The sequence below is a fragment of the Endozoicomonas atrinae genome (assembly GCF_001647025.1).
GTDB lineage: Bacteria > Pseudomonadota > Gammaproteobacteria > Pseudomonadales > Endozoicomonadaceae > Endozoicomonas > Endozoicomonas atrinae.
In genome coordinates, this window is sequence record NZ_LUKQ02000099.1 from 1 (window position 1) to 19,731 (window position 19,731).

At 47.1% G+C, this 19,731-nt stretch carries 21 protein-coding genes and 1 pseudogene; 9 read left to right on the forward strand and 13 right to left on the reverse strand.

The genetic code is table 11. From position 1 onward, the window contains the following. Positions 1-17 precede the first annotated feature (17 nt). The 4 genes from AK963_RS32045 (at position 18) to AK963_RS14655 (ending at position 1,600) form a co-directional block, all read left to right on the forward strand. Positions 18-122, forward strand: a complete 105-nt coding sequence (locus tag AK963_RS32045; RefSeq protein WP_338011551.1) for a hypothetical protein — start codon at positions 18-20, stop codon at positions 120-122. Between the two features lie 46 nt (positions 123-168). After that, positions 169-414 (forward strand): hypothetical protein, encoded by a 246-nt coding sequence (locus AK963_RS14645; protein WP_066016193.1) that lies wholly within the window; start codon positions 169-171, stop codon positions 412-414. After that, positions 407-1,159 carry a hypothetical protein gene (locus AK963_RS14650; RefSeq protein WP_139117421.1) on the forward strand — a complete coding sequence of 251 codons (753 nt, stop codon included), beginning with the start codon at positions 407-409 and terminating at the stop codon, positions 1,157-1,159. The genes AK963_RS14645 and AK963_RS14650 overlap by 8 nt, the downstream gene beginning before the upstream one ends. A gap of 234 nt (positions 1,160-1,393) precedes the next feature. Further along, positions 1,394-1,600, forward strand: a complete 207-nt coding sequence (locus AK963_RS14655; RefSeq protein WP_066016195.1) for a hypothetical protein — start codon at positions 1,394-1,396, stop codon at positions 1,598-1,600. A 230-nt stretch (positions 1,601-1,830) separates the two neighbouring features. On the opposite strand, the gene AK963_RS14660 is transcribed toward AK963_RS14655, so the two are convergent. The 5 genes from AK963_RS14660 to AK963_RS14680 all read right to left on the reverse strand — a co-directional run bounded on the left by AK963_RS14660 (position 1,831) and on the right by AK963_RS14680 (position 4,695). Then, positions 1,831-2,622 (reverse strand): hypothetical protein, encoded by a 792-nt coding sequence (locus AK963_RS14660; RefSeq protein ID WP_066016196.1) that lies wholly within the window; start codon positions 2,620-2,622, stop codon positions 1,831-1,833. A 96-nt stretch (positions 2,623-2,718) separates the two neighbouring features. Beyond that, positions 2,719-3,384 (reverse strand): hypothetical protein, encoded by a 666-nt coding sequence (locus AK963_RS14665; RefSeq protein WP_083232666.1) that lies wholly within the window; start codon positions 3,382-3,384, stop codon positions 2,719-2,721. 165 nt (positions 3,385-3,549) lie between these two features. Then, positions 3,550-4,116 (reverse strand): hypothetical protein, encoded by a 567-nt coding sequence (locus AK963_RS14670; protein ID WP_066016197.1) that lies wholly within the window; start codon positions 4,114-4,116, stop codon positions 3,550-3,552. A 175-nt stretch (positions 4,117-4,291) separates the two neighbouring features. Next, positions 4,292-4,471: a hypothetical protein gene (locus AK963_RS14675; RefSeq protein WP_139117422.1), complete on the reverse strand. Its 180-nt coding sequence runs from the start codon at positions 4,469-4,471 to the stop codon at positions 4,292-4,294. 2 nt (positions 4,472-4,473) lie between these two features. Then, entirely contained in the window at positions 4,474-4,695 is a 222-nt protein-coding gene (locus AK963_RS14680; protein ID WP_139117423.1) for a hypothetical protein, read from the reverse strand. Positions 4,696-5,462: 767 nt separating this feature from the next. On the opposite strand from AK963_RS14680, the gene AK963_RS14690 reads away from it, so the two are divergent. The 3 genes from AK963_RS14690 (at position 5,463) to AK963_RS14700 (ending at position 9,910) form a co-directional block, all read left to right on the forward strand. Next, the gene (locus tag AK963_RS14690) at positions 5,463-6,863 is read left to right on the forward strand and encodes an L-cystine transporter (RefSeq protein WP_066016201.1); all 1,401 of its coding nucleotides are present in this window, start codon (positions 5,463-5,465) and stop codon (positions 6,861-6,863) included. Continuing rightward, the gene (locus AK963_RS14695) at positions 6,863-8,272 is read left to right on the forward strand and encodes a CoA-disulfide reductase (protein ID WP_083232667.1); all 1,410 of its coding nucleotides are present in this window, start codon (positions 6,863-6,865) and stop codon (positions 8,270-8,272) included. The genes AK963_RS14690 and AK963_RS14695 overlap by 1 nt, the downstream gene beginning before the upstream one ends. A gap of 174 nt (positions 8,273-8,446) precedes the next feature. Next, on the forward strand, positions 8,447-9,910 hold the full coding sequence (locus tag AK963_RS14700; protein WP_139117424.1) for a DASS family sodium-coupled anion symporter: 1,464 nt from the start codon (positions 8,447-8,449) through the stop codon (positions 9,908-9,910). Positions 9,911-10,025: 115 nt separating this feature from the next. Here AK963_RS14700 and AK963_RS14705 read toward each other — a convergent pair whose 3' ends face one another. The 6 genes from AK963_RS14705 to lptM form a co-directional block, all read right to left on the reverse strand. Then, a complete protein-coding gene (locus AK963_RS14705; RefSeq protein ID WP_066016203.1) occupies positions 10,026-11,399 on the reverse strand; it encodes a hypothetical protein in 1,374 nt (457 codons plus the stop codon). A 149-nt stretch (positions 11,400-11,548) separates the two neighbouring features. Then, the gene (gene xerC, locus AK963_RS14710; RefSeq protein ID WP_066016204.1) at positions 11,549-12,499 is read right to left on the reverse strand and encodes a tyrosine recombinase XerC; all 951 of its coding nucleotides are present in this window, start codon (positions 12,497-12,499) and stop codon (positions 11,549-11,551) included. Then, positions 12,496-13,224 carry a DUF484 family protein gene (locus AK963_RS14715; protein WP_066016205.1) on the reverse strand — a complete coding sequence of 243 codons (729 nt, stop codon included), beginning with the start codon at positions 13,222-13,224 and terminating at the stop codon, positions 12,496-12,498. The genes xerC and AK963_RS14715 overlap by 4 nt, the downstream gene beginning before the upstream one ends. Positions 13,225-13,245: 21 nt before the next feature. Then, positions 13,246-14,076 carry a diaminopimelate epimerase gene (gene dapF / locus AK963_RS14720; protein WP_066016206.1) on the reverse strand — a complete coding sequence of 277 codons (831 nt, stop codon included), beginning with the start codon at positions 14,074-14,076 and terminating at the stop codon, positions 13,246-13,248. A gap of 53 nt (positions 14,077-14,129) precedes the next feature. Next, positions 14,130-15,404: a diaminopimelate decarboxylase gene (gene lysA, locus AK963_RS14725; RefSeq protein WP_066016207.1), complete on the reverse strand. Its 1,275-nt coding sequence runs from the start codon at positions 15,402-15,404 to the stop codon at positions 14,130-14,132. 66 nt (positions 15,405-15,470) lie between these two features. Continuing rightward, a complete protein-coding gene (gene lptM, locus AK963_RS32055) occupies positions 15,471-15,641 on the reverse strand; it encodes an LPS translocon maturation chaperone LptM (RefSeq protein ID WP_139117425.1) in 171 nt (56 codons plus the stop codon). Between the two features lie 364 nt (positions 15,642-16,005). On the opposite strand from lptM, the gene cyaY reads away from it, so the two are divergent. Both cyaY and AK963_RS14740 read left to right on the forward strand, forming a co-directional pair. Next, positions 16,006-16,329, forward strand: a complete 324-nt coding sequence (gene cyaY / locus AK963_RS14730) for an iron donor protein CyaY (RefSeq protein WP_066016213.1) — start codon at positions 16,006-16,008, stop codon at positions 16,327-16,329. 910 nt (positions 16,330-17,239) lie between these two features. Beyond that, positions 17,240-17,713, forward strand: a complete 474-nt coding sequence (locus AK963_RS14740; RefSeq protein WP_066016209.1) for a DUF29 domain-containing protein — start codon at positions 17,240-17,242, stop codon at positions 17,711-17,713. A 257-nt stretch (positions 17,714-17,970) separates the two neighbouring features. Here the strand turns inward: AK963_RS14740 and AK963_RS14745 are convergent, their stop codons facing one another. Next, positions 17,971-19,011 carry a porin gene (locus AK963_RS14745; protein WP_066016210.1) on the reverse strand — a complete coding sequence of 347 codons (1,041 nt, stop codon included), beginning with the start codon at positions 19,009-19,011 and terminating at the stop codon, positions 17,971-17,973. Positions 19,012-19,541: 530 nt separating this feature from the next. After that, positions 19,542-19,731 (reverse strand): annotated as a pseudogene (locus AK963_RS35395) (IS630 family transposase); the annotation flags it as partial.

Here is a 19,731-nt window from a genome sequence, read left to right on the forward strand (position 1 = left end):
ATGGCGGAGATATGACGATGCCGTTTGGCGGTTATAAGCAGTCAGGCAACACCCGTGATAAGGCATTTACCGGGTTTGAAAAATACACACAGATCAAATCAACGTGGATTGCCTTGGGGTAACATGCGGGAAAGCCCTCAAAACTGAGGGCGTTTCAGGATAAAAACTATGGATCGTATCCACTTAAGACAAGTGCCCAGAAATAGTCAGTGCGAGATAAGCTATCCGGTCATAGCTTCAGTGATGATAAAAGCCTTGGTGGCCGAGGAAGAACTGAAACAGTTGAACCATCGCCTCAACCGGCATCATAATCCCAACGATTCGTTTTACTACCCCCATCTGGAATGCCGCCTTTACCGGAAAGCCTTTCTGGAAAAGTGGCTCCTTGAGTGGAAGATGCTGTTGAATGAGTAGTTCTATCCAATTACCCAGACACCCTCATATCATAACGAAAGAACGGGAATACTTTCGTTGTTACAAGCAATGGGCAATTCAGCAAAATCCCCGTTTGTATATTTCCCCATGGAGAAAAGACCGGGGCTTTATCGTTACCGTGAAGCGACGGGGTTCCGGTATTGAGATCAGTAAGACGTTTACCGAAGTGAACTATTCCGACCCACTGGCTGCGGCGCAGGCATTTAGGGATGGATTGCCGGAAGAACTATTCGTCCGTTATGACAATGGCCGGTTCAAGCTGCCCGGCGTAACTAAGGTCACAGGCGACCGAACCGGTTTTAAGGCTCGCTCACTATCCAAAGGTAATGAGTTTGAGGTGTATTGCAGTACGTTTGAATACAGTGACCCGTATGCAGCAGCGGTCAAAGCCCTGTTTGATCATTTGGCGGTCGAGTACCCGGTCACCCTCTTTGATGGTCTTTCCCGTTCCCCCACCCGTGGTGAGCAGTACCTTAACGAAAACCCTATGGCGTATATCTCGGTTTACCGTGATAAACAGGGGGATGAAGTGGGTCTGTTGGTCGTCTTCAAGAAACGTAATCACCAGAAAACCACACGCACTTATCCGTTCGTTGATTATGCCGATCAGGCACTGCCTGAAGCCCGTCGATTTCGTGATGCTGTCTATGGCTTGTCCGATGAAAAGCCGGATGCGGTGATCATTGACCAGTATGTTCGTTATATTGTCCCGGAGTTGTACTGATTTTATCCAAATTTGACCAGAAAGAAGTAGATCGTATCAAGAAAATCGACATTCCCCACTGGCAGGATGATGGTTCCAATTTCACCAGCTTACTGCTTCAGCTAATTCAGAAAGCAGATAACCACAACAAGTATAAAATCGCTCAAAGTTATCCGAACGAGGTTGAGGCGTTCCGCCAATGGGAGGCGCAGCGATGGGCGGAGTATGAGCAGAGCCAAAAGGAAGCCGAAACTAATGAATGACCAGTTATATGAGTTCCTTGCTGTCCATGATCTTGATGATCTGCCGGACGGTGCATGGGGGCAGATGATTATGGATGCGGTAGTGGAATGGAACGAAGAGAATGGCGACAACCTTGATGCTTTTGAAACCTGGCTCACCTACTGTGAGCAAAAGGCTGAACGTCAGACAGAAAATAACAATCTTACCTTCGAACCCTGAAGGGGATGAAATGAGCTGCCAATTCCGGTAGCTTAATTCTATGCACAAATGTTCCAGACCCAAGCGGCAAAGTGGGGATAATAACAACCGCAGTCAGAGCCGGGAGCAGTCCATAAAATGCATTACTCCTTCGCCCCGGTGATCTGGCCGACTGGCCTCCGTTAGGGGCTATTTTTATTTTTTTGGAGTGGTTTGGTAGTTGGTTTCAGTTGTCTATGAGGTTAGCGCTTTTAGAAGGGGCCGCCGTCTAGGCGGTCCCGCTTGCTAAACTTGTTAAATATACGACTGAACCGATACCTAACAGAGCTTATGTTAAACCATAGTTCTGACCATTTTTTACTTAATGGCATGTTCAGCTGCCTGTGCTCATACCTTATGCCAAGCAATATCCTAAGATATGGGTCTTCAATAGACTCTTCTATTGCCTCACAAGCGTACTCATTAACTCGCTTCAAGGATAGGTAGCTATTCTTCACCTTTTCAGGAGTGAGAAGCCTCATTTTTTCCCAGTTTTCAATTATTACTGGACTGAAAAGTGAAAGATTCTCTTTAACATGATCAATCAAGCGATTAAACCGAGCAGAAAACTCCTCATTGTCTAAATGGAAGACTGGTGATTGGTAATTTATAGACTCCTCAAATGAGCTTTTTTGTTTTTCACTTTCAAATGCATAATATGTATCCCTGACCTTCTGTTTAAATTCTCGCTTTTCATCATCAGTTTCTAGTGATTCAGGGATATAGATATTAAAACCGTAGGTCTGCTCTAGCCAATGAGCATTAGCATATTCATTTACCGCACGTTCTAGGTCTTTATCTTCAGAAGAGAATGGCTTTTCTATAGAGCTTTTGTAATGAAACAGGAGTAAATCTGATGCGTCATGGTATACCTTATCATACGCACGCAGCCGCTCATTCTTTTTATTAATCTTCGATTGCCTAACCGTGAAAAGAAAGCTTAAGGATGAAACAGCCAAGCTTCCGAGAGATATGTATATTGCGATTTGTGATTTCTCTGCCATAACTTCTCTAGTGTATTTAACGCTCACAACAGTGGAAATTTAGGAGCGCTAGCGAGTAAATTTTCCTGCTGCTTGCGCTTGTTAGCCTTTCGCGTTTCATTTGAATGAGAAAACCTTTTCGAAGCCCATATCTATTCGCTCACTAATAATCTTGTAAGCAAGTGAAAGTTTCTGATCAAGCATTGATTTCTCCCTGACAACCTCGTCCATGTTGTCAGCTTCTTTAATATGGAAATGGTATAGCTGACTATTTAAACAATTTGATATAACGCTAATAGCATCAAGTTCTTTAATAAACTCATCATGCTTCTCATCAAAGTCTTCTGTTAAGGAAACCTTCCAGAAGGCTAACTCTCGTTTAGAATTAAGCATCATAACTTTAGATTGATAGAGTTCATGCCAAACTTTATTCACATGCTCAAGTCGTTGAGTAGTTATCTCTTTTGATTCAACAATAACTCCTGGCGCTGGGCACATTGAATGGTAGTGAAATGACAAGTCATTCAAACATTCACGTACTTGATCTATTGCTGATATATATTGCTTTGCTATGAGATAAGAATCTTCTTTCTTCTTGTCATTTAGCCATTGGTGGTACGTATAAAACGCTAAGATAAAACCTAGAAAAGTTATTGATAATGACGCTACGTCAGTCCACTTAATGCCATTTAAAGCACTTTTGTATTCTGAGGCCCCTATACATAGACCTATAATGAATGCTCCGATAGATAATATGGCTATTGGAATTAATTTACTTCTCAAGTGAATTCCTTGCTAAAAACTGTCATTCAGAATGAAGGCTAACGCCCTCTTAAGGTGTGAGCAACGCAATACCAGTGCCGCCGCATACTGCCTTAAACACAAAAACGCAACGCATAGCAAAAATGACACGCGTTGAGAATCACTCTTAAACAGCTTGTTATATTTTTATTCCACCTTTTTCTGAGAACCAACATAGCGATTTTGGCCAATACCCTTAATCTTTGAACGTCCCTTGTCTGAACGAAAAAATGGACCTGCACCAAAATCAAAGGTAAATTCATTATTTGATTTAATTTTAAGCTCACCTACATTTGCACGTTGCATTAGCCTACGAAGAAGTCTCTTTTCTCGCATAGTTGGTTCTTCGCGTTCACTACGATCATATTTATTAACCCAGTCTTCTTCGAAGAACTTTTCAATTTCTGGGTATATCAGAACGAAAGCAGGCCTAACGCCATCAAACTCACAAAACGTGTAAGTATATGATTGCATAATACAATCGAGGAGCTTTTTGACACTTTCTTTGCTTTGGGGGTCTTTAATTTCAATGCCAACAGCCTCAACGTCGAAACCTAAATCAATGGCTTTTTGCTTAGGTCTAAGTAATAGATCTAGTCTCAAAGGGCGCTTATCAAGTGGCCAACTACCAGAAACTTCTTCTTTAACTTCGAAATATTCACTTAGGAAGTTTTTCAGATATTTGCGAGCTTTGTCTTCTCTTTCTTGGCTCATAGTTCCCTCAAAAATATAACGCCCGGCTCAACTGCCGGAGGCTACTGGCGCATTTTTTGCGGGTTTATGCAAAAAAGGTGACAGTGGCCGGAGGTCAGATTGCAGCCGCTTGTTATGTGATGCCTCTGACTTATACAAAATTAAAAGCCACTTCTTTAATTAAATTGCCAATATCCTAAGACAATGCCTTATCACCTTGGCTTTGACAAGTTGCCAAAATTCCTTTTGCTGAGACAATCCCTCGTGTGGCATAAATATCTCTGAGCTCAATAATTAATTGTTCTTGCTTTTCCTCGCTAAAGAATGAAGCTTTGATAATCTCTTCGAGAGCCTGAATTCCTTTTTCCTTATCCATAATCATTCACTAGGTTTAACAAGACAAATATCTCCTTCAAATAAAAAGGCAACCGTATCTTCCCTCTTAAAACATTGCTCTTTAGTCAAACCTTCAAGACTAACAGCCGTGCATTGCTCATAATAAGCCAGACAAGAAAGGCCAGCTTCAATAAATGGAAACAGCAGTACCAAAGCTAAAAATAGTAAGCTGATTAAAACTATGGCCTTTGTTCTCTTTTTCACACGCGATCTACCAAGCTCACATAACAGTGGTTTAAACGAACCGGATTCGCATAACACACTATCTATTTTTCTGGCCTGTATCTAAAACATCCATTAGAGACAGATAATTACACTCTCTTGGTACGATGTTGGTATTTATCAACAGGTTCGCATTTGCGATTTTGTATACCAGTCGCTTAAACAGACCGCTAAACCACCATCCCCCTGGATCAGCCATAGAGAGCCTCACGAAGAAACATAAAAACTGCATACGCGAACCGGTTTTGACCAAGCTGTCTGAAAAATGGTGAGAATACTTGCACCGTGGCACTCTGCTAAAACTAGTTGCAGGGCTTCCTTTTTGCAGCGTGCCAACCGCAGTCTCCGTCGAGACATAAAAAGTCAAAAACCACACTACCGTCCATGGATTTTAGCGTTACCTCTAATTGAGGCCGGGAGCATGGGTCCAGATAGCTCAGACGGTGGCAAATTGTAAAAGTGCGGGTGATCTTATGGTTAATGTACGGAGGTGCAGGATATAAAAACTCCGGGCAGGAGTGAACCCCTGCTTTCTACTTATTGGTCAGTTATGACTCCCCACTGCTCACTATTCACACCAACCTTCCCATCTATTTTTTCTTGCTCACCCGTATATAGGGCTAATTCAGGGGCGCTCACGGGGCGTTCTATAGCGGGGCTATACTAGCGGGGCGCTAGGCGGCTAGAGGGCGGGAGAGGGGCTATATATAGGCTTGCGTAATAATCATTATGATATATATTAATTAACTATGAAAACCTATTATATTATTTCCAATATCCTTATTATGGTGGGGTTACTCTACCTGCTCTACCGTTTCCAGAAACAGTATATGCCCTTCACCCGGCGGGTGTTTATCGCACTGGGCATGGGGGTCGGTTACGGTGCCTGTCTGCAGCTCTTTTATGGCTACCCTTCTGAAACCCTGACGGAATCCATCAGCTGGTTCAATATCGTCGGTAATGGCTATGTTGCCCTGCTGAAGATGATTGTTGTGCCACTGGTCATGGTCTCAGTGATCTCAGCCATCCTCAAACTGAAAGGCGCCGGTACCCTGGGCAAGATCAGCGGCTGGATTCTTGCCCTGTTGATGATTACCGTCTCCATCGCTGCCGCCATCGGTATTATTTCTGCCCTTGGTTTTGGATTAACCGCTGAATCCATCACTTCCGGTGTCCGCGAAGCCGCCCGTGGAGAACAACTCCTCTCTACAGTGACCCGGGTAGAGAATCTATCTATCCCAAATATGCTGGTCAGCCTGATTCCATCGAACCCATTCCTCGATATGACGGGTGCCCGCAGCACTTCCATTATCGGTGTTGTAATCTTCTCCGCCTTTATTGGTGTGGCGGTACTTGGCCTGCACCGTAAGCAACCGGAAGTTGCCGGTACCTTTGAGCGGACCGTTGAAGTGGCCCACGCCATTGTGATGCGTATTGTAACCATGGTGTTGCGACTGACACCTTTCGGCATCCTGGCATTGATGACCAAAGTCGTTGCTGGCAGTAATTTCTCCGATATTCTGCAGCTGATCCAGTTTGTGATCGCGTCTTATGCTGCCCTGATTGCCGTATTTGTGGTTCACCTGCTGATGGTCACCATGGTCGGTGCCAGCCCGGTGCAGTTCATCAGGAAAACACTACCAGTACTGACCTTTGCCTTTACCTCTCGCAGCAGTGCCGGCACCATGCCACTGACCATCCAGACCATGACTCAGCGTCTGGGCGTGTCTGAAGGTGTCGCCAACTTTGCCGCCTCTTTTGGTACCACCATTGGCCAGAACGGCTGTGCCGGTATCTATCCTGCCATGCTGGCCGTGATGATTGCTCCCACCGTCGGGGTGGATCCAACCAGCCTGAGCTTTATTGGCACCCTGATTATTACCATCGCCATTGGCTCATTCGGCGTTGCCGGTGTGGGTGGTGGTGCAACCTTTGCTGCCTTGATCGTTTTGTCTGCCCTTGGTCTTCCAGTTGAACTGGCTGGCCTGTTGATTTCCATCGAGCCATTAATCGATATGGGCCGTACTGCCGTCAACGTCAGTGGTGCCATCACGACCGGTTTTGTGGGTGGCCGTGCCATGGGTGAGGTGAATATGGAAACCTTCAACAGCAATGATTCCCTTGAACTGGATATGGATGCTGTTTCCTGATGTCTGCTTATTCTGAAAACCGAGAACATGTACTGAATCAGTCCTCGACTTCTGAGCCATTCAGAATCGTCATTATCGGTGGTGAGGCTGCTGGCATGAGCGCCGCGGCCAAAGCCCGACGGGTGGCAAAAGATGCCTCCATTACCGTCTATGAGCAGTCCGATGTCATCTCGTTTGGCGCCTGTGGCCTGCCCTATTACGTGGGTGATTTCTTCTCTGATGCAGGAGAAATGTCAGAATTTTCTCCTGAGCAGTTTGTTGCCCGAGGGATTGATGTACGAACCCGGCATCAGGTCACGCAGATCAATACCGCGGAGCAGGTTGTTCATGTCCATAATCTGGCCACTGGCGAGTACTTTGAACAGCCTTATGATCGTCTGCTGATAGCAACCGGTGCTGAGCCAGTGGTCCCACCGGTTCCAGGTCTGAAAGAAGGCCTTAACAATGGTCGTGTATACTGTGTCAAAACCATGAAGGATGGCATCTATCTGAAAGAAGCCATCACCAGCGCCGAAATCAGGGATGTTGCCATCATTGGTGCCGGCTATATTGGTCTGGAAATGGCTGAGGCACTTGAGCGGCAAGGTAAGAATGTTCGTATTATTGAAAGTGCCTCTCACCCCCTGGCCGGTACCTTTGACCAGGAGGTGGCTGAGTGGGTGATGAACACCTTGGATAAAGAAGGTATTCACTGTCACAGGCAGGAGTCGGTTGAATCACTGACTGAAGATGTAAACCATCGCCTTCTATTAACCACTGACAAAGGTCAGTACCAGGCAGACCTGGTGGTGCTTTGTACCGGAGTCCGTCCCAATACCCGATTTGTCAGCGACCTGGGTCTGGAAATGCTGGGCAATGGTGCCATCGTTACTGATGACCAGGGCAGAACCAATCTTCCCAATATCTTCAGTGCCGGTGACTGCGCCACGGTTATCCATGGACAGCTGGAAAAACCGGTGTGGATTCCCCTCGCCACTTACGCCAATAAAATGGGGCGCCTTGCCGGTGAAGTTATGGGTGGTCTGGATAAACACTTTCCCGGAGCTTATGGTACTGCGTGCGTGAAAGTACTCAGTCTGGAAGCCGGACGTGTTGGCCTCAGTGAACGGGAAGCACAGGAGCAGGGTATCGACTACCAGACAGTGGTGATCAAAGATAAAGACCATACCAACTACTACCCGGGTCAGTCCGATATTCTGGTGAAGCTGGTTTATGAAACCGTCAGCAAAAAGCTGCTGGGTGGCCAGATTGCCGGTGGTCGAGGTGCGGTATTAAGGGTTGATGCGCTGGTTGCGGCCATTAAAGGTGGCTTAACAACGGAAGATCTGGGAATGATGGATTTCTGTTATGCCCCACCCTTTGCCCGTACCTGGGATGCATTGAACGTTGCGGGTAATGTTGCGAAATAACTAATTGTCAGCCCCTCCTCAGCCAGTTCAATTCAATTTGAACTGGCTTTTTCTGCTCTTAAAACATAATTGAACAATTATACCCAAAAATTATCTCAGCGTTGATTCAGATCAATATCCGTCGCATTAAAAATAAAAGACACTATGCGTATAAACCGCAATGGATCTGATACTGTGACAAAAAAAAATACAGCCTTTAAACGGTCTTCTCCCGGTGCGCTCTATTGGCTCTCCCTGTTTGCAGGACCGCTGGTTTTACTGCTCACACTGGTAGTGCCGCCACCTTCCGGTATGGAGCAGCATGCCTGGTATATGGTGGGTGTAGCGACCATGATGGCCATCTGGTGGGTATCGGAAGTTGTCCCCATTCCAGTGACCTCATTACTGCCCATGATACTGGTACCATTATTAGGTGTTGCAAGTATCAAGGAAGTAACGGCTCCCTATGCACACCCAACCATCTACCTGTTCTTTGGTGGTTTCATGCTGGGTATGGCCATGGAACGCTGGAATCTGCATAAGCGGATCGCTCTTCATATTATGCTGAAAACCGGTGTCCGGCCCGATCGCCAGATTGCCGGCTTTATGATTGCAACCGCCTTTTTGAGCATGTGGGTTTCCAATACCGCCACCAGCGTGATGATGCTGCCCATTGGCCTGTCCGTTGCCTCCATGGTGAGTGGCAACAATGAAGGTGAAAACAGTGCTTTCGCCAAAGCGTTATTACTGGCCATCGCCTACAGTGCAAGTATTGGTGGTCTGGCTACGCTGATCGGTACTCCACCCAACGCTCTGCTGGCAGCCTTCCTGTCTGAAAATTACAACATGGAAATTGGCTTTGCCCAGTGGATGATGGTTGGCCTGCCCATGAGCCTGTTAATGCTGCTGGTTGCCTGGATCTGGCTCACCCGCTTTGGCTTTAAACTGTCCACTGAAGAAAACCCAGAAGCCAGAACAGTATTCCGTGAGCAACTGAAAGAGCTGGGCCCCATGAGCCGTGGCGAAATAACGGTCGCCATTATCTTTGCCGTCACTGCCATTTCCTGGATTATGAGGCCTTTCCTCAAGGAATATATTCCCGGTCTTTCTGACACCATTATTGCCATTGCAGCAACGATCAGTTTGTTCATCATTCCAGTGAAGCACGATAAACGTGTTTATGTCATGTCCTGGGAAAAAGCCCGTGAGATCCCCTGGGGCGTTCTGCTGCTGTTTGGTGGTGGTCTTACCCTGGCAGCACAGATCAAGAGTACAGGGCTGGCCAGCTGGGTAGCTGAAGCAATGAGCATTGCCAATGGTCTGCCTGTGCTTCTGGTGGTTGCTTTTGTCGTGACCGTTATTACATTCCTGACCGAGCTGACCAGTAATACGGCAACTGCCGCTGGCTTCCTGCCATTGATGGGCGCCCTGGGCGTAACACTGGGTATTGATCCTGTGATGCTGGCAGCACCTGCGGCCCTGGCCTGCAGCTTTGCCTTTATGATGCCGGTGGCAACTCCACCAAATGCAGTTGTCTTTGGCTCAGGAAAACTGGCCATAACCGATATGATGAAGGCAGGCTTTGCCCTGAATATTATGGGTATTCTGCTGGTGACATTGGTCGGCTACTTCCTGATTGGCCAATTTTTAATTGGATAACGCCCCCAGGATCATAACCCGCATGTACCTCCGAGTATTGCGGGTTATGGGTTAAATAACGGGTTGCCCTCTTCTTTTCAGCAGTTACCCCATCTACTTGATAGCTATTATCACCTTACGGATGAACAATGGGGGCAGCCTGCGGCAGTGGCGGTTGACTGTTTTCAACCATGGGAGAATCGCCATGGTCACCGACCCTACCTTCGTTAATTATCCCTTTAAGCACCTCTTTATTTTTTACAAATAGCGCTATTTTATTTACCCATTCCATGGTTTGAGATAGTTCTTGTTTCAAATGAGCGCGCTGATCTTTTAAATAAGAGCATATACTTTCCAATCTTGCTTTTTTCTCTTTCAGTGCATCCAGTTTATTATCAACTGATGTCGACGAAAGAGAAGATTCTTCTTTTTGAAGGTTTTCTAATACCTGATTGTTCAAACCTGCTTCACATTCAGGCTTATCCGTTCCACGAAGCCAGGCAGGAAAAGCCTGCAATAACTTCTCAAATAGTTTCCATATAATCGTGTTTTGACTGATTCTATCCGACAGAGAATTGTCGTCTGGTTTCGGGCTTTCGTTGGCTGCATCTGGCGGTTCAGAAAACGGATGTACCTCTCCCTTATTCGAACTGACGGGAGGAGATGCCATTCCCGGATGCACTGCACCATTCATTGGGGCAACGTCAACAGGTGGGGCAGGCACAGGAACTGCAGTATGATGCTGTGCCATACCCATTTGTGGCCCTGGCATTGGCGGTGCATAACTCTGCCTAACGCCTTCCTGCAAAACCGGCTGTTGAGAAGGCGACATATTCATCGTATCCCTGGCAAAATCAGCCTCTCTATAATTTTCTGAAACATCCAAACTAATAAACATGTCGTTTAGAACAGGAAAGGATACATCATTCCAGTTAAAGGGAGTTGGCGTACTGGATAAACCCACACCAAAACCAGATGAATACAATACATTTTCCAGAGGAACGGGGGTTTGCTGATCTAGACGACACAAATACACCTGATCAGAACCATCACCTTTAAAATCTCCAAATGTCTGAACCAGTTCGTCTAAAGGAGCTGCAAACTCACGGGAAAAATGAGCTTTTAATGCTTCTCTCGTCTGATGAACCTGATCAATTTCAGCCGTGAGCCCTCGAATACAATCTTCATAGCTCATGATCCTTCCACCAGACATTGGAGATAAATCTCCAGCCTGTTGCAAGATTTCATTTTCGAGTTCGCTAATTTCCCTCTCCAGGCGATGTATTTCATCTACACCATCATCACTCTGACCAACCCCACTAACCGCTCTATCCTTCGCAACTGGAGCATTACAGTCAGACTCAAGTACTTCACGATCTCCAGCAGACAAACCACCACCACTGGATGTTACCGAACTACCGAAAACCGTCCCTCTGGGATTCACCAACTCCACAGGCCCTGAACCTACAGGATATTGCACGATATTTTGTGTTAATACTGGACCAGCCATAGCAATACTCGCTCCTGAAGTAAAAATTATGCTTTCAGTCTAATCTGAAAAATCAAAGCAGCATCGACTTAATCGGAATTAAAAACCTGTTGAGTTAATTAGGGGGCGTTAACATTTCGTATGCAAATAGAGGTGAGTAAGACAGTGTTTCAGTCTTTCTTTTTAGCCCGGGGATGGGCTTTATCATAAACCGCTGCCAGATGTTGAAAATCCAGATGGGTATAGATCTGGGTGGTAGAGATGTCGCTGTGTCCAAGCAGCTCCTGAATTGAGCGCAGATCACCGCTGGATTCCAACAGGTGACTGGCAAACGAGTGCCTCAGCATATGGGGATGAACACCCACTGACATGCCCGCTTCCCGGGCAAACTCTTTGATACGATTCTGAATCTGTCGGGTACTGATACGCTTTCCCTGCTTTGACAGGAACAAAGCACTGTCACTCTCTCCTCTGACAAACAGTTCCCGAAACGTCAGCCAGTGTTGAACTGCCTGCCGGGCTTTGCTTCCCACAGGGACAACCCGCTCTTTACTGCGCTTACCCAGAACCCTCACCTGCGAAAAACCATCGGAAAAACTGTCAACATTCAGTGCCGCCAATTCGGCCAGACGCAAACCTGAAGAGTAGAACAACTCCAGTATGGCCAGATCACGGCACTTCAGAGGATCACCATCCGCCTGACCATACTGATCATCCAGCAGGTTGTTGACCTGATCGGCATCAAGAGTCACCGGCAGAGGCCGACCGGTTTTGGGAGCCCGAAGCAGTTGGGCCGGGTTATTGGATACAACGCCCCGGGTTAACAGGTATTGATAAAAACGACGAAGTGATGAGATCAGCCGCTGCAGGCTGCGGCTGGATAAACCATCTTCATGCCAGAGTCCTAGCCAGTACTTTAACTGCTTCTCGGTAATCTTTTCCCACTCCTGGATGTCTCTGACTGTAGCCTGCTGCATAACACGGGCTAGATCACGCTGATAGGCCGACAGCGTATGAGGTGAGTGCTGTTTTTCATAGCGGAGGTAATCAATAAAAGCGGTCACTGGCTGCTGCAGGCCGCTATTGTCATGAGAACCGGAATCGGAAGAGGAATGAGTCATGAATGAAGCTGTCGAGCCAGAATTCGACTCAATATATCGCCCAGGTAACTGATAAACAGGGTGCCCATGCTGGCCTTAAAATGATTTTTATCCTTACTGCCCAACGCCAGCACTCCAAGCTGCTGCGGTTCGCTCAGGGCATAACTCAGGGGAGCAATGGCCACCGAGCCAACATTTTCAGCCTGCTCCTGAAACAGAAAGTCCAGCTCGGCCTGAGTCACCTGTCCACAAATGGCTTTGCCACTGGTCATGATGGAGCCCAGTGCTTCGACAACAACGTCTGTATGTTCAATCCTTACAGGTAGGCTCATCGGTTTTTCACTGAACAGAATCAACGAATGAAACTCGATACCAAACTCATGGTTGAGACTGTCACCGATCACTTCCACCAGCTGCTCCAGACCCTTGCTTTCGAGCAGGGCCAATACCAGTAGCCGCATGCGCTCAAAGAGCTTTTCATTCTCTTTGGCGTTTTCAGCTAAACGGGCCAGCTGGTGCCGATAATCCAGCGCCCTTTCACGCAATAGTGCCACCTGACGTTCCACCAGAGAGATGGCATCCCCTCGCTGGTGGGGCAGTGTCAGATCCAGCAACAGATCGTCACGTCCGACGAAAAAGTCAGGATGCTCCTTCAAGTAATCGGCAACCTGTCTTGGCTTCAGTGCCTTCCGCTCATCAAGCGTTTCCTGCTGCTCCCTGTCAACTTCGACGATTTGTTCGGTCATTGTCTCTGGCCCTTAGCTGATTTATAGCCGGGTGTATCCTTCATAAACGCGGGTTGCTGCCCCTGTCATCATAACCGGACTGCCCTCTCCCGGCCAATAAATAGACAGGCTGCCCCCCGGTAAATTTACTTTAACAGTATCGCCCAGCAGGCCTCGCTGGCGTCCTGCTACCACAGCGGCACAGGCACCGGTTCCACAGGCAAGTGTTTCACCAACACCACGCTCAAATACTCGCAGGTTAATTTCGTCAGTACTGAGAACCTGCATAAAGCCAGCATTGCACTTCCGGGGAAAATCCGGATGCGCTTCAATAAGCGGCCCCCAGGTTTCTACTGGCGCTTTATGAACATCATCCACCAGATAAACACAGTGAGGGTTTCCCATGGAAACTACTGAAACGTCAATAACCTGATCATCAACTTGCAGGGGATAAGTCTCTGCACGTTGCCCCGCATTGAACGGCACCTGCTCAGGATCCAGCCTTGGCATCCCCATATCCACACAAACCTCACCATTGCCCTGAATATTCAGTTCAATGTTTCCCCCTGCGGTTTGAACCCGGATCCGGTCACTGCCGATCAGCTTTTTATCCCGTACAAAACGGGCAAAACAACGGGCTCCATTGCCACACTGCTCAACTTCACTGCCATCGGCATTAAAGATGCGGTAGCGAAAATCCATATCAGGGTTGGTTGGGGGCTCAACCAACAGCAACTGGTCAAAGCCGATCCCAAACCGCCGGTCCGCCAGACGGCGAATTTTTTCCGGGGGCAGGCGCAGGTTCTGGGATACCATATCGACCACCATAAAGTCGTTACCCAGACCGTGCATCTTCGTAAAGTGGAGTAACAAGCAACAATTCCTCATTCCAAAAATTTGTCGGCGATCCTGTCAAGATTGCCGACCTATGGCAACAAGCTCTCTGAATCAAACTGTTCAGCAATGGTTTCACGCCGACGAATCAAATGAGCTTCAGCACCATCAACCATCACTTCAGCTGCACGACAACGGGTATTGTAATTTGAACTCATCACAAAACCATACGCGCCCGCAGAATACACCGCCAGCAGATCTCCCTCCCTGAGAGCCAGAGTCCGCTCCTTACCCAGGAAGTCGCCACTTTCACAGACAGGTCCCACAATGTCATACACATGACTATCGACATCAGAGTGCTGCACCGTATTTACAATGGTATGCCAAGCATTGTAGATGGACGGTCTGAGCAGATCATTCATGGCACCATCCACAATGGCAAAATTCTTCTGCTCAGTAGGTTTGATCAACTCAACACGGGTCAGCATGATACCGGCCTGGGCCGCAATGGATCGACCTGGCTCAACCACCAGCATCACATCGCCATAGCCCTGCTCAACAAGCCGCTGTTTTACCGACACCAGATAATCTGCAGGTGAAGGAATTGTCTCATCCTGATACTGGACCCCCAGACCACCACCAATATCAAGGTGTTTCAAATGAATCCCCTGAGCCTTCAACTGATCCATTAACAGCAGGAGACGATCCAGGGCATCCAGGAAGGGTTCGGTGGTTGTCAGCTGTGATCCAATATGACAATCAACGCCAACCACCTCAATATGACTTAATTCAGCAGCACGGGCATAAACCACAGGAGCCCGGTTAATATCAATGCCGAACTTATTATCTTTCAGGCCAGTGGAGATGTACGGGTGAGTCTGGGCATCGACATCCGGGTTTACCCGCAGCGAGATGCTGGCAATTTTATCCATTGCCAGCGCTTCTGCCTGTATACTCTCCAGCTCCTGTTCTGACTCAATATTGAAGCAGTGGACACCCACTTCAAGTGCCCGGCGAATTTCATGACGTTGCTTGGCAACCCCAGAGAAAACCACCTTACCTGGATCACCGCCAGCCGCCAGAACCCGCTCCAGCTCACCGACAGAGACAATATCAAAGCCAGCCCCCAGTCGAGCCAGAACATTGAGCACCGCCAGGTTGCTATTCGCTTTTACTGCATAACAAATCAGATGGGGCCAGTCAGCCATTGCCTGATGGTATGCCTGATAGCTGACCTCCAGAGCTTTTCTGGAGTAGACATATAAAGGTGTACCATATTGACTGGCCAGCTGTTGAACAGGAATTTCTTCTGCAAACAACTCTCTACCTGTCTGCTCTTCAGAAGACTGAAAAGTAAACCACTCCATAAGGTGACTGCTCCCCATTTCAATTCATTTATTAATCTAATTATCTAACAGATCGCCAAAACTGCTCTATTCAATCCCTTTTTCCACCAGGAGCGCCGATACATCAGTACTGGCCAATGATGATTTTGACTGATAAAGGTCACCTTTCTGTCCACAGCCTGTCAGCAGCAGAACCAGAAATGCAGTAGCGGCATATGCAGAAGTTTTCAGCTGATGACCTGCGGTGAACAATCTCATAACCTGATCCTTAATTCTGAATGACCCACAGTATAACTGCCTAATTACAGATGGCTCTAGTTAAAATGGCTGAGGGCTTTTTTAATTATTGAGGGTACTTGCATTTTCCTGAAGCCTTCTCTTTTCACGAAAGGCTCTATCAGCAGAACTAAGTAGCTGACCATATGACACCGAGTATTTCTGGCCACTTGAGCAGGTACTATGCAAGGCACAACGCAGGAAGCATAGCCCAAGCTATGTGACCGGAGTTGTAACGCGGCATAGAGCCTGAACAAGTAGTCAGAAATATTTTGATTTCATATGGTTAGCTACTTACATGCAGGCTAAAATTCAGCCATTCAAATTAGATTGTACCGAGACACGAATGAAAGAGCGTCAATATCACGAGCTTCTGGACGGCCTGATGCTGGCCATTGAAGACGCCATAGATGATTCCGGGCTGGACATTGACTATGAAACTTCCGCGGGCATTCTCACTTTAACCTGTGAAGACAACAGTAAAATTATCCTCAGCCGCCAGACACCGCTTCTGCAGCTATGGATGGCCGCTCGCAGTGGTGGATTCCATTTTGACTATGATGAAGAAAACGGTGACTGGCTGCTCGATGGCAGAGGCGAAGCATTTCTCTCTGTACTCAACCGCTGCCTCACCGAACAAACCGGTGAAACTGTACAGCTCGCTATCTAATACCAATCGTGCTTTCTAACTCCCGTTATGAGCAAGAAGATTTGGGCCTTAAGACAAGGCGGCGTGAGGAGTCATAGCCTTAGCTATGGCGACGATCGGCAACGCAGGATTAAGGCTCAAATCTTCAGCGCAATAGGAAGTTAGAAGGTTCGATTGTTATACCCCCCCCCTTCTGGGAACTGTGCTTAAAATAGTTCCCTCTTTACTGCTGCACCCTTACCCGAATGGCATGAACTTCGTGGGAAGCGGGAAATTGAGCAAAATGAGATCAACAGTAAGAGTACTTGAAAACTGTCGCACGACAGCAATTGAAGCTCTACCTCATAACGCGGCAACAGAATAACGAAGCCCCAAGCGCCTGGACAAACTAAGTGACTGGGCCGGGCTGGCGCTCCAGTGGGCGATTACCGCTAACAAAGTAGCAACTTAAAAGGCGACGGTATATTTATTGTCAAAATCCCCATAGCCTCAGATTCATGACCTATACTCCAGCCGGTTTGTGACAGCTTCTTAAGGTATTGGTTCTTTGGAGGCTTTCTGAGAATAGCGCCCGTAACGAGGTTGGCTGAAAACGGGCTTTTCAAGCCAATCGTCCACCACTGCATGAATGCAGGAGCTAGCGCAACGCAGGAGCAGTTGCCGGTAGGCAGCCTATTCTCCGACAGTCTCTTATTACCAAGGCAAAATTCAGGAACCAGAGCCATCATCATCTGCTCTTCTGTCTTATTAAATTTAATACCCTGGTAGTCACTGCATCCCAGCCTGTATCAACCTGAACAATAAAAAGCCTTCTGCTTCACTGGAATAACCTGATGATGAGACAGCAACGATGACTCAGAAGCTGCGATAAGGGTTGCAGGAGACAACAAAACTCTTAAAAAAACATCAGTAGCATCGGGAGGTCATCACTATGAGTAACCTGTACAAAACGGACTTTTATCAGTGGACCCGTCAGCAAATTGATTTACTCAAAAAAAATAAGTTTCGGGCTCTGGACCTGGAGAATCTGATTGAAGAGGTAGACGACCTTGGACAGGAGAAAGTAAACACATTGGAAAATCATCTGACCCGGGTGCTGGTTCTGCTGTTGAAATGGCAGATACGGGCTTTCAAGGAAGATTTACGGACATTAAATCGCTGGTATCGCAGCTGGTTTATGGTCATTGATTACAGCTTGGAAAAAGAGCGGGCAATTGTTAAGCGATTGTTGATGAAAAACCCCAGCTTGTACGGGCTGCTGGATGAGTGCCTGCTTGAGTGTTATCCCATTGCCTGCCGAGATGCCTCTCGGGAACTGGAAATACCGGAGGATGAGTTTCCAGATACCAATCCGTGGACGATGGAGCAGATCATGACGGATGGGTTTCCGCCCGGGCCGGAGTGATTTTTTATTTGAACCACAAAGGCACTAAGACGCAAAGTTTTTCTCTTACTCCTCTCTTTCCCACGCTCTGCGTGGGAATGGGATAGTCTTTAAAAGGATTCCTTTGTGCTCTTTGTGTCCTTTGTGGTTCCATTATTTTTGCAGACTACACGACAATCCCAGAGCAAATAATACTAAACGCAAAAAACCCGCCGAAGCGGGTTTTTTGTTGCCGGAAATTCCGGCGAAGGCATTGCTGCTAAGCAACCACTTCGATATTAGAAGTAGTAACGAGCCTGCAGGATAACCTTGTCTTCAGCTTTAGTGCCGTCAGCCATCTTGCTGTCTTCGAACTGGTAAGTACCGGACAGCTGGATTGGGCCCTGAGTGTAAACAACTTCAACTGGGATGTACTTCAGTTCACCCTTCTGAGCTGCATTGCTCTTGTCTTTCAGCTGGTTGTAACCACCGCCAACTTTGAACATTTCGTTCACCTGGAAGCTGGCGTACATTTCCAGACCTTCAGACTTGTCAGCAGCGCCAACGTAGTCATCAGCTTCACGGTTCTTCAGCTTGGCGAAAGTAACAGCAGCGTAGATCTTGTCAGCTTCAAACTTGGCACCAACGATTGCAGACTTGGCTTTGAAGTCGTCGCCAGCAACAGAAGAGTCAACCTTAGCTTCGTTGTATGCAGCACCAAAGCTCAGACCCATTGGCAGATCATAGCTGGCAGCAACAGCGTAAGAGCCGTCACGAGTATCAGTTGCATTCAGTTTCTTTTCACCAACCTGGTACTGAGCAGAAACGTTCAGACCCATGAAGCTGTGGTTGTACTGCAGAGCGTCTTCAGCACGGGCAGTACCCAGAGCGTCGCCTTCAGCGCCGTAGTAGCCAGAAGCTTCACCACCAGTAGTAGCAAATACGTCGGTGTAACCAGCGATCATGCCGTAAGTAGACCACTGTTGACCGTAGGAGATAGCACCCAGCTGATCGTTCTTGGCACCGATGTAAGCCAGACGCTGCCACATGAAGTCTTTGTCTTTACCGGCTTCAACATAGGTATCGCCGTTAGTAGTGTCGAAGCCCCACTCAGCCTTGGAGAAAACAGTAGTAGCTTCAGTCAGCTTGTGCTCGAAAGCAAAGTTGATACGGCTGCTGTCACCAGCGTGGCCTTTAACAGCGTTGTCCTGGTCGATGTAACGCAGGTCCAGGTAACCACCGATGGTAGCCTTGTTAGTGCCATCGTCAACGATGGTTACGGCCATGGCCTGACCGGCCATCATGGAAGCAACAACAGCTGCAAGAATTTTCTTTTGCATGGAGTTCACTCCTGAAATTGTGTGTGATGTGTGTGCTTTTTCTGTCGCCTTTCTTCTTATGCATGGTGAAATGCAGAAGCCCCCTCACCGATGCGGGCGACTTAATTTGGAGGCAATTATTCAAGAGTGTTTGCACTAAGGTCACATTACATAATCGAATCTGCTTATGATTTTTTTTGCTATTGCAAGAACAAAAGTTAATCAGTATGTGATAACAAATAATCAGAAATTAGGACGAAGGCCTTGATTAATCAGGGAAGGGAATAAACCACAAAAAAGAACAGGATTTAAAATAATCAAACAACTGGATAAGTAATTACCGAAACAAACAATAAGATTCGACATTCGTTATTTATGAAAATTTACATTCCGTTGATGTATATCAACGTGGAAATAATCAAAGAAAAAGCTGAATCAGCGATTTCTCTAAGATCTGGGAATAACCAACACCATTCAGCTGACAAAACACTGACATCAAAGGCTTAATAACCAGCAGCTGGAAAAATACTTATACCAATTGAATTTTCTAACTACTGTATAACTGCCCAATCACGGGAGCACAGACTGAACAGTCGACCAGCTTCGCTGCAAAGGTTATTCCAAGCTTCACAGCAACAATCTACAATATTTTCATAACCTGAAAATGCTTTGTTTGATAAGTCATGCTCCCGCATCCACTCCCATAGCCTTTCTGAGCTGTTTAACTCCGGTGCGAATGGT

Coding starts and splice junctions, on each gene's coding strand:
- AK963_RS32045 (WP_338011551.1), top strand. CDS start 18: ATGCCGTTTGGCGGTTATAAGCAGTCAGGCAACACCCGTGATAAGGCA.
- AK963_RS14645 (WP_066016193.1), top strand. CDS start 169: ATGGATCGTATCCACTTAAGACAAGTGCCCAGAAATAGTCAGTGCGAG.
- AK963_RS14650 (WP_139117421.1), top strand. CDS start 407: ATGAGTAGTTCTATCCAATTACCCAGACACCCTCATATCATAACGAAA.
- AK963_RS14655 (WP_066016195.1), top strand. CDS start 1,394: ATGAATGACCAGTTATATGAGTTCCTTGCTGTCCATGATCTTGATGAT.
- AK963_RS14660 (WP_066016196.1), bottom strand. CDS start 2,622: ATGGCAGAGAAATCACAAATCGCAATATACATATCTCTCGGAAGCTTG.
- AK963_RS14670 (WP_066016197.1), bottom strand. CDS start 4,116: ATGAGCCAAGAAAGAGAAGACAAAGCTCGCAAATATCTGAAAAACTTC.
- AK963_RS14675 (WP_139117422.1), bottom strand. CDS start 4,471: ATGGATAAGGAAAAAGGAATTCAGGCTCTCGAAGAGATTATCAAAGCT.
- AK963_RS14690 (WP_066016201.1), top strand. CDS start 5,463: ATGAAAACCTATTATATTATTTCCAATATCCTTATTATGGTGGGGTTA.
- AK963_RS14695 (WP_083232667.1), top strand. CDS start 6,863: ATGTCTGCTTATTCTGAAAACCGAGAACATGTACTGAATCAGTCCTCG.
- AK963_RS14705 (WP_066016203.1), bottom strand. CDS start 11,399: ATGGCTGGTCCAGTATTAACACAAAATATCGTGCAATATCCTGTAGGT.
- xerC (WP_066016204.1), bottom strand. CDS start 12,499: ATGACTCATTCCTCTTCCGATTCCGGTTCTCATGACAATAGCGGCCTG.
- AK963_RS14715 (WP_066016205.1), bottom strand. CDS start 13,224: ATGACCGAACAAATCGTCGAAGTTGACAGGGAGCAGCAGGAAACGCTT.
- lysA (WP_066016207.1), bottom strand. CDS start 15,404: ATGGAGTGGTTTACTTTTCAGTCTTCTGAAGAGCAGACAGGTAGAGAG.
- lptM (WP_139117425.1), bottom strand. CDS start 15,641: ATGAGATTGTTCACCGCAGGTCATCAGCTGAAAACTTCTGCATATGCC.
- cyaY (WP_066016213.1), top strand. CDS start 16,006: ATGAAAGAGCGTCAATATCACGAGCTTCTGGACGGCCTGATGCTGGCC.
- AK963_RS14740 (WP_066016209.1), top strand. CDS start 17,240: ATGAGTAACCTGTACAAAACGGACTTTTATCAGTGGACCCGTCAGCAA.
- AK963_RS14745 (WP_066016210.1), bottom strand. CDS start 19,011: ATGCAAAAGAAAATTCTTGCAGCTGTTGTTGCTTCCATGATGGCCGGT.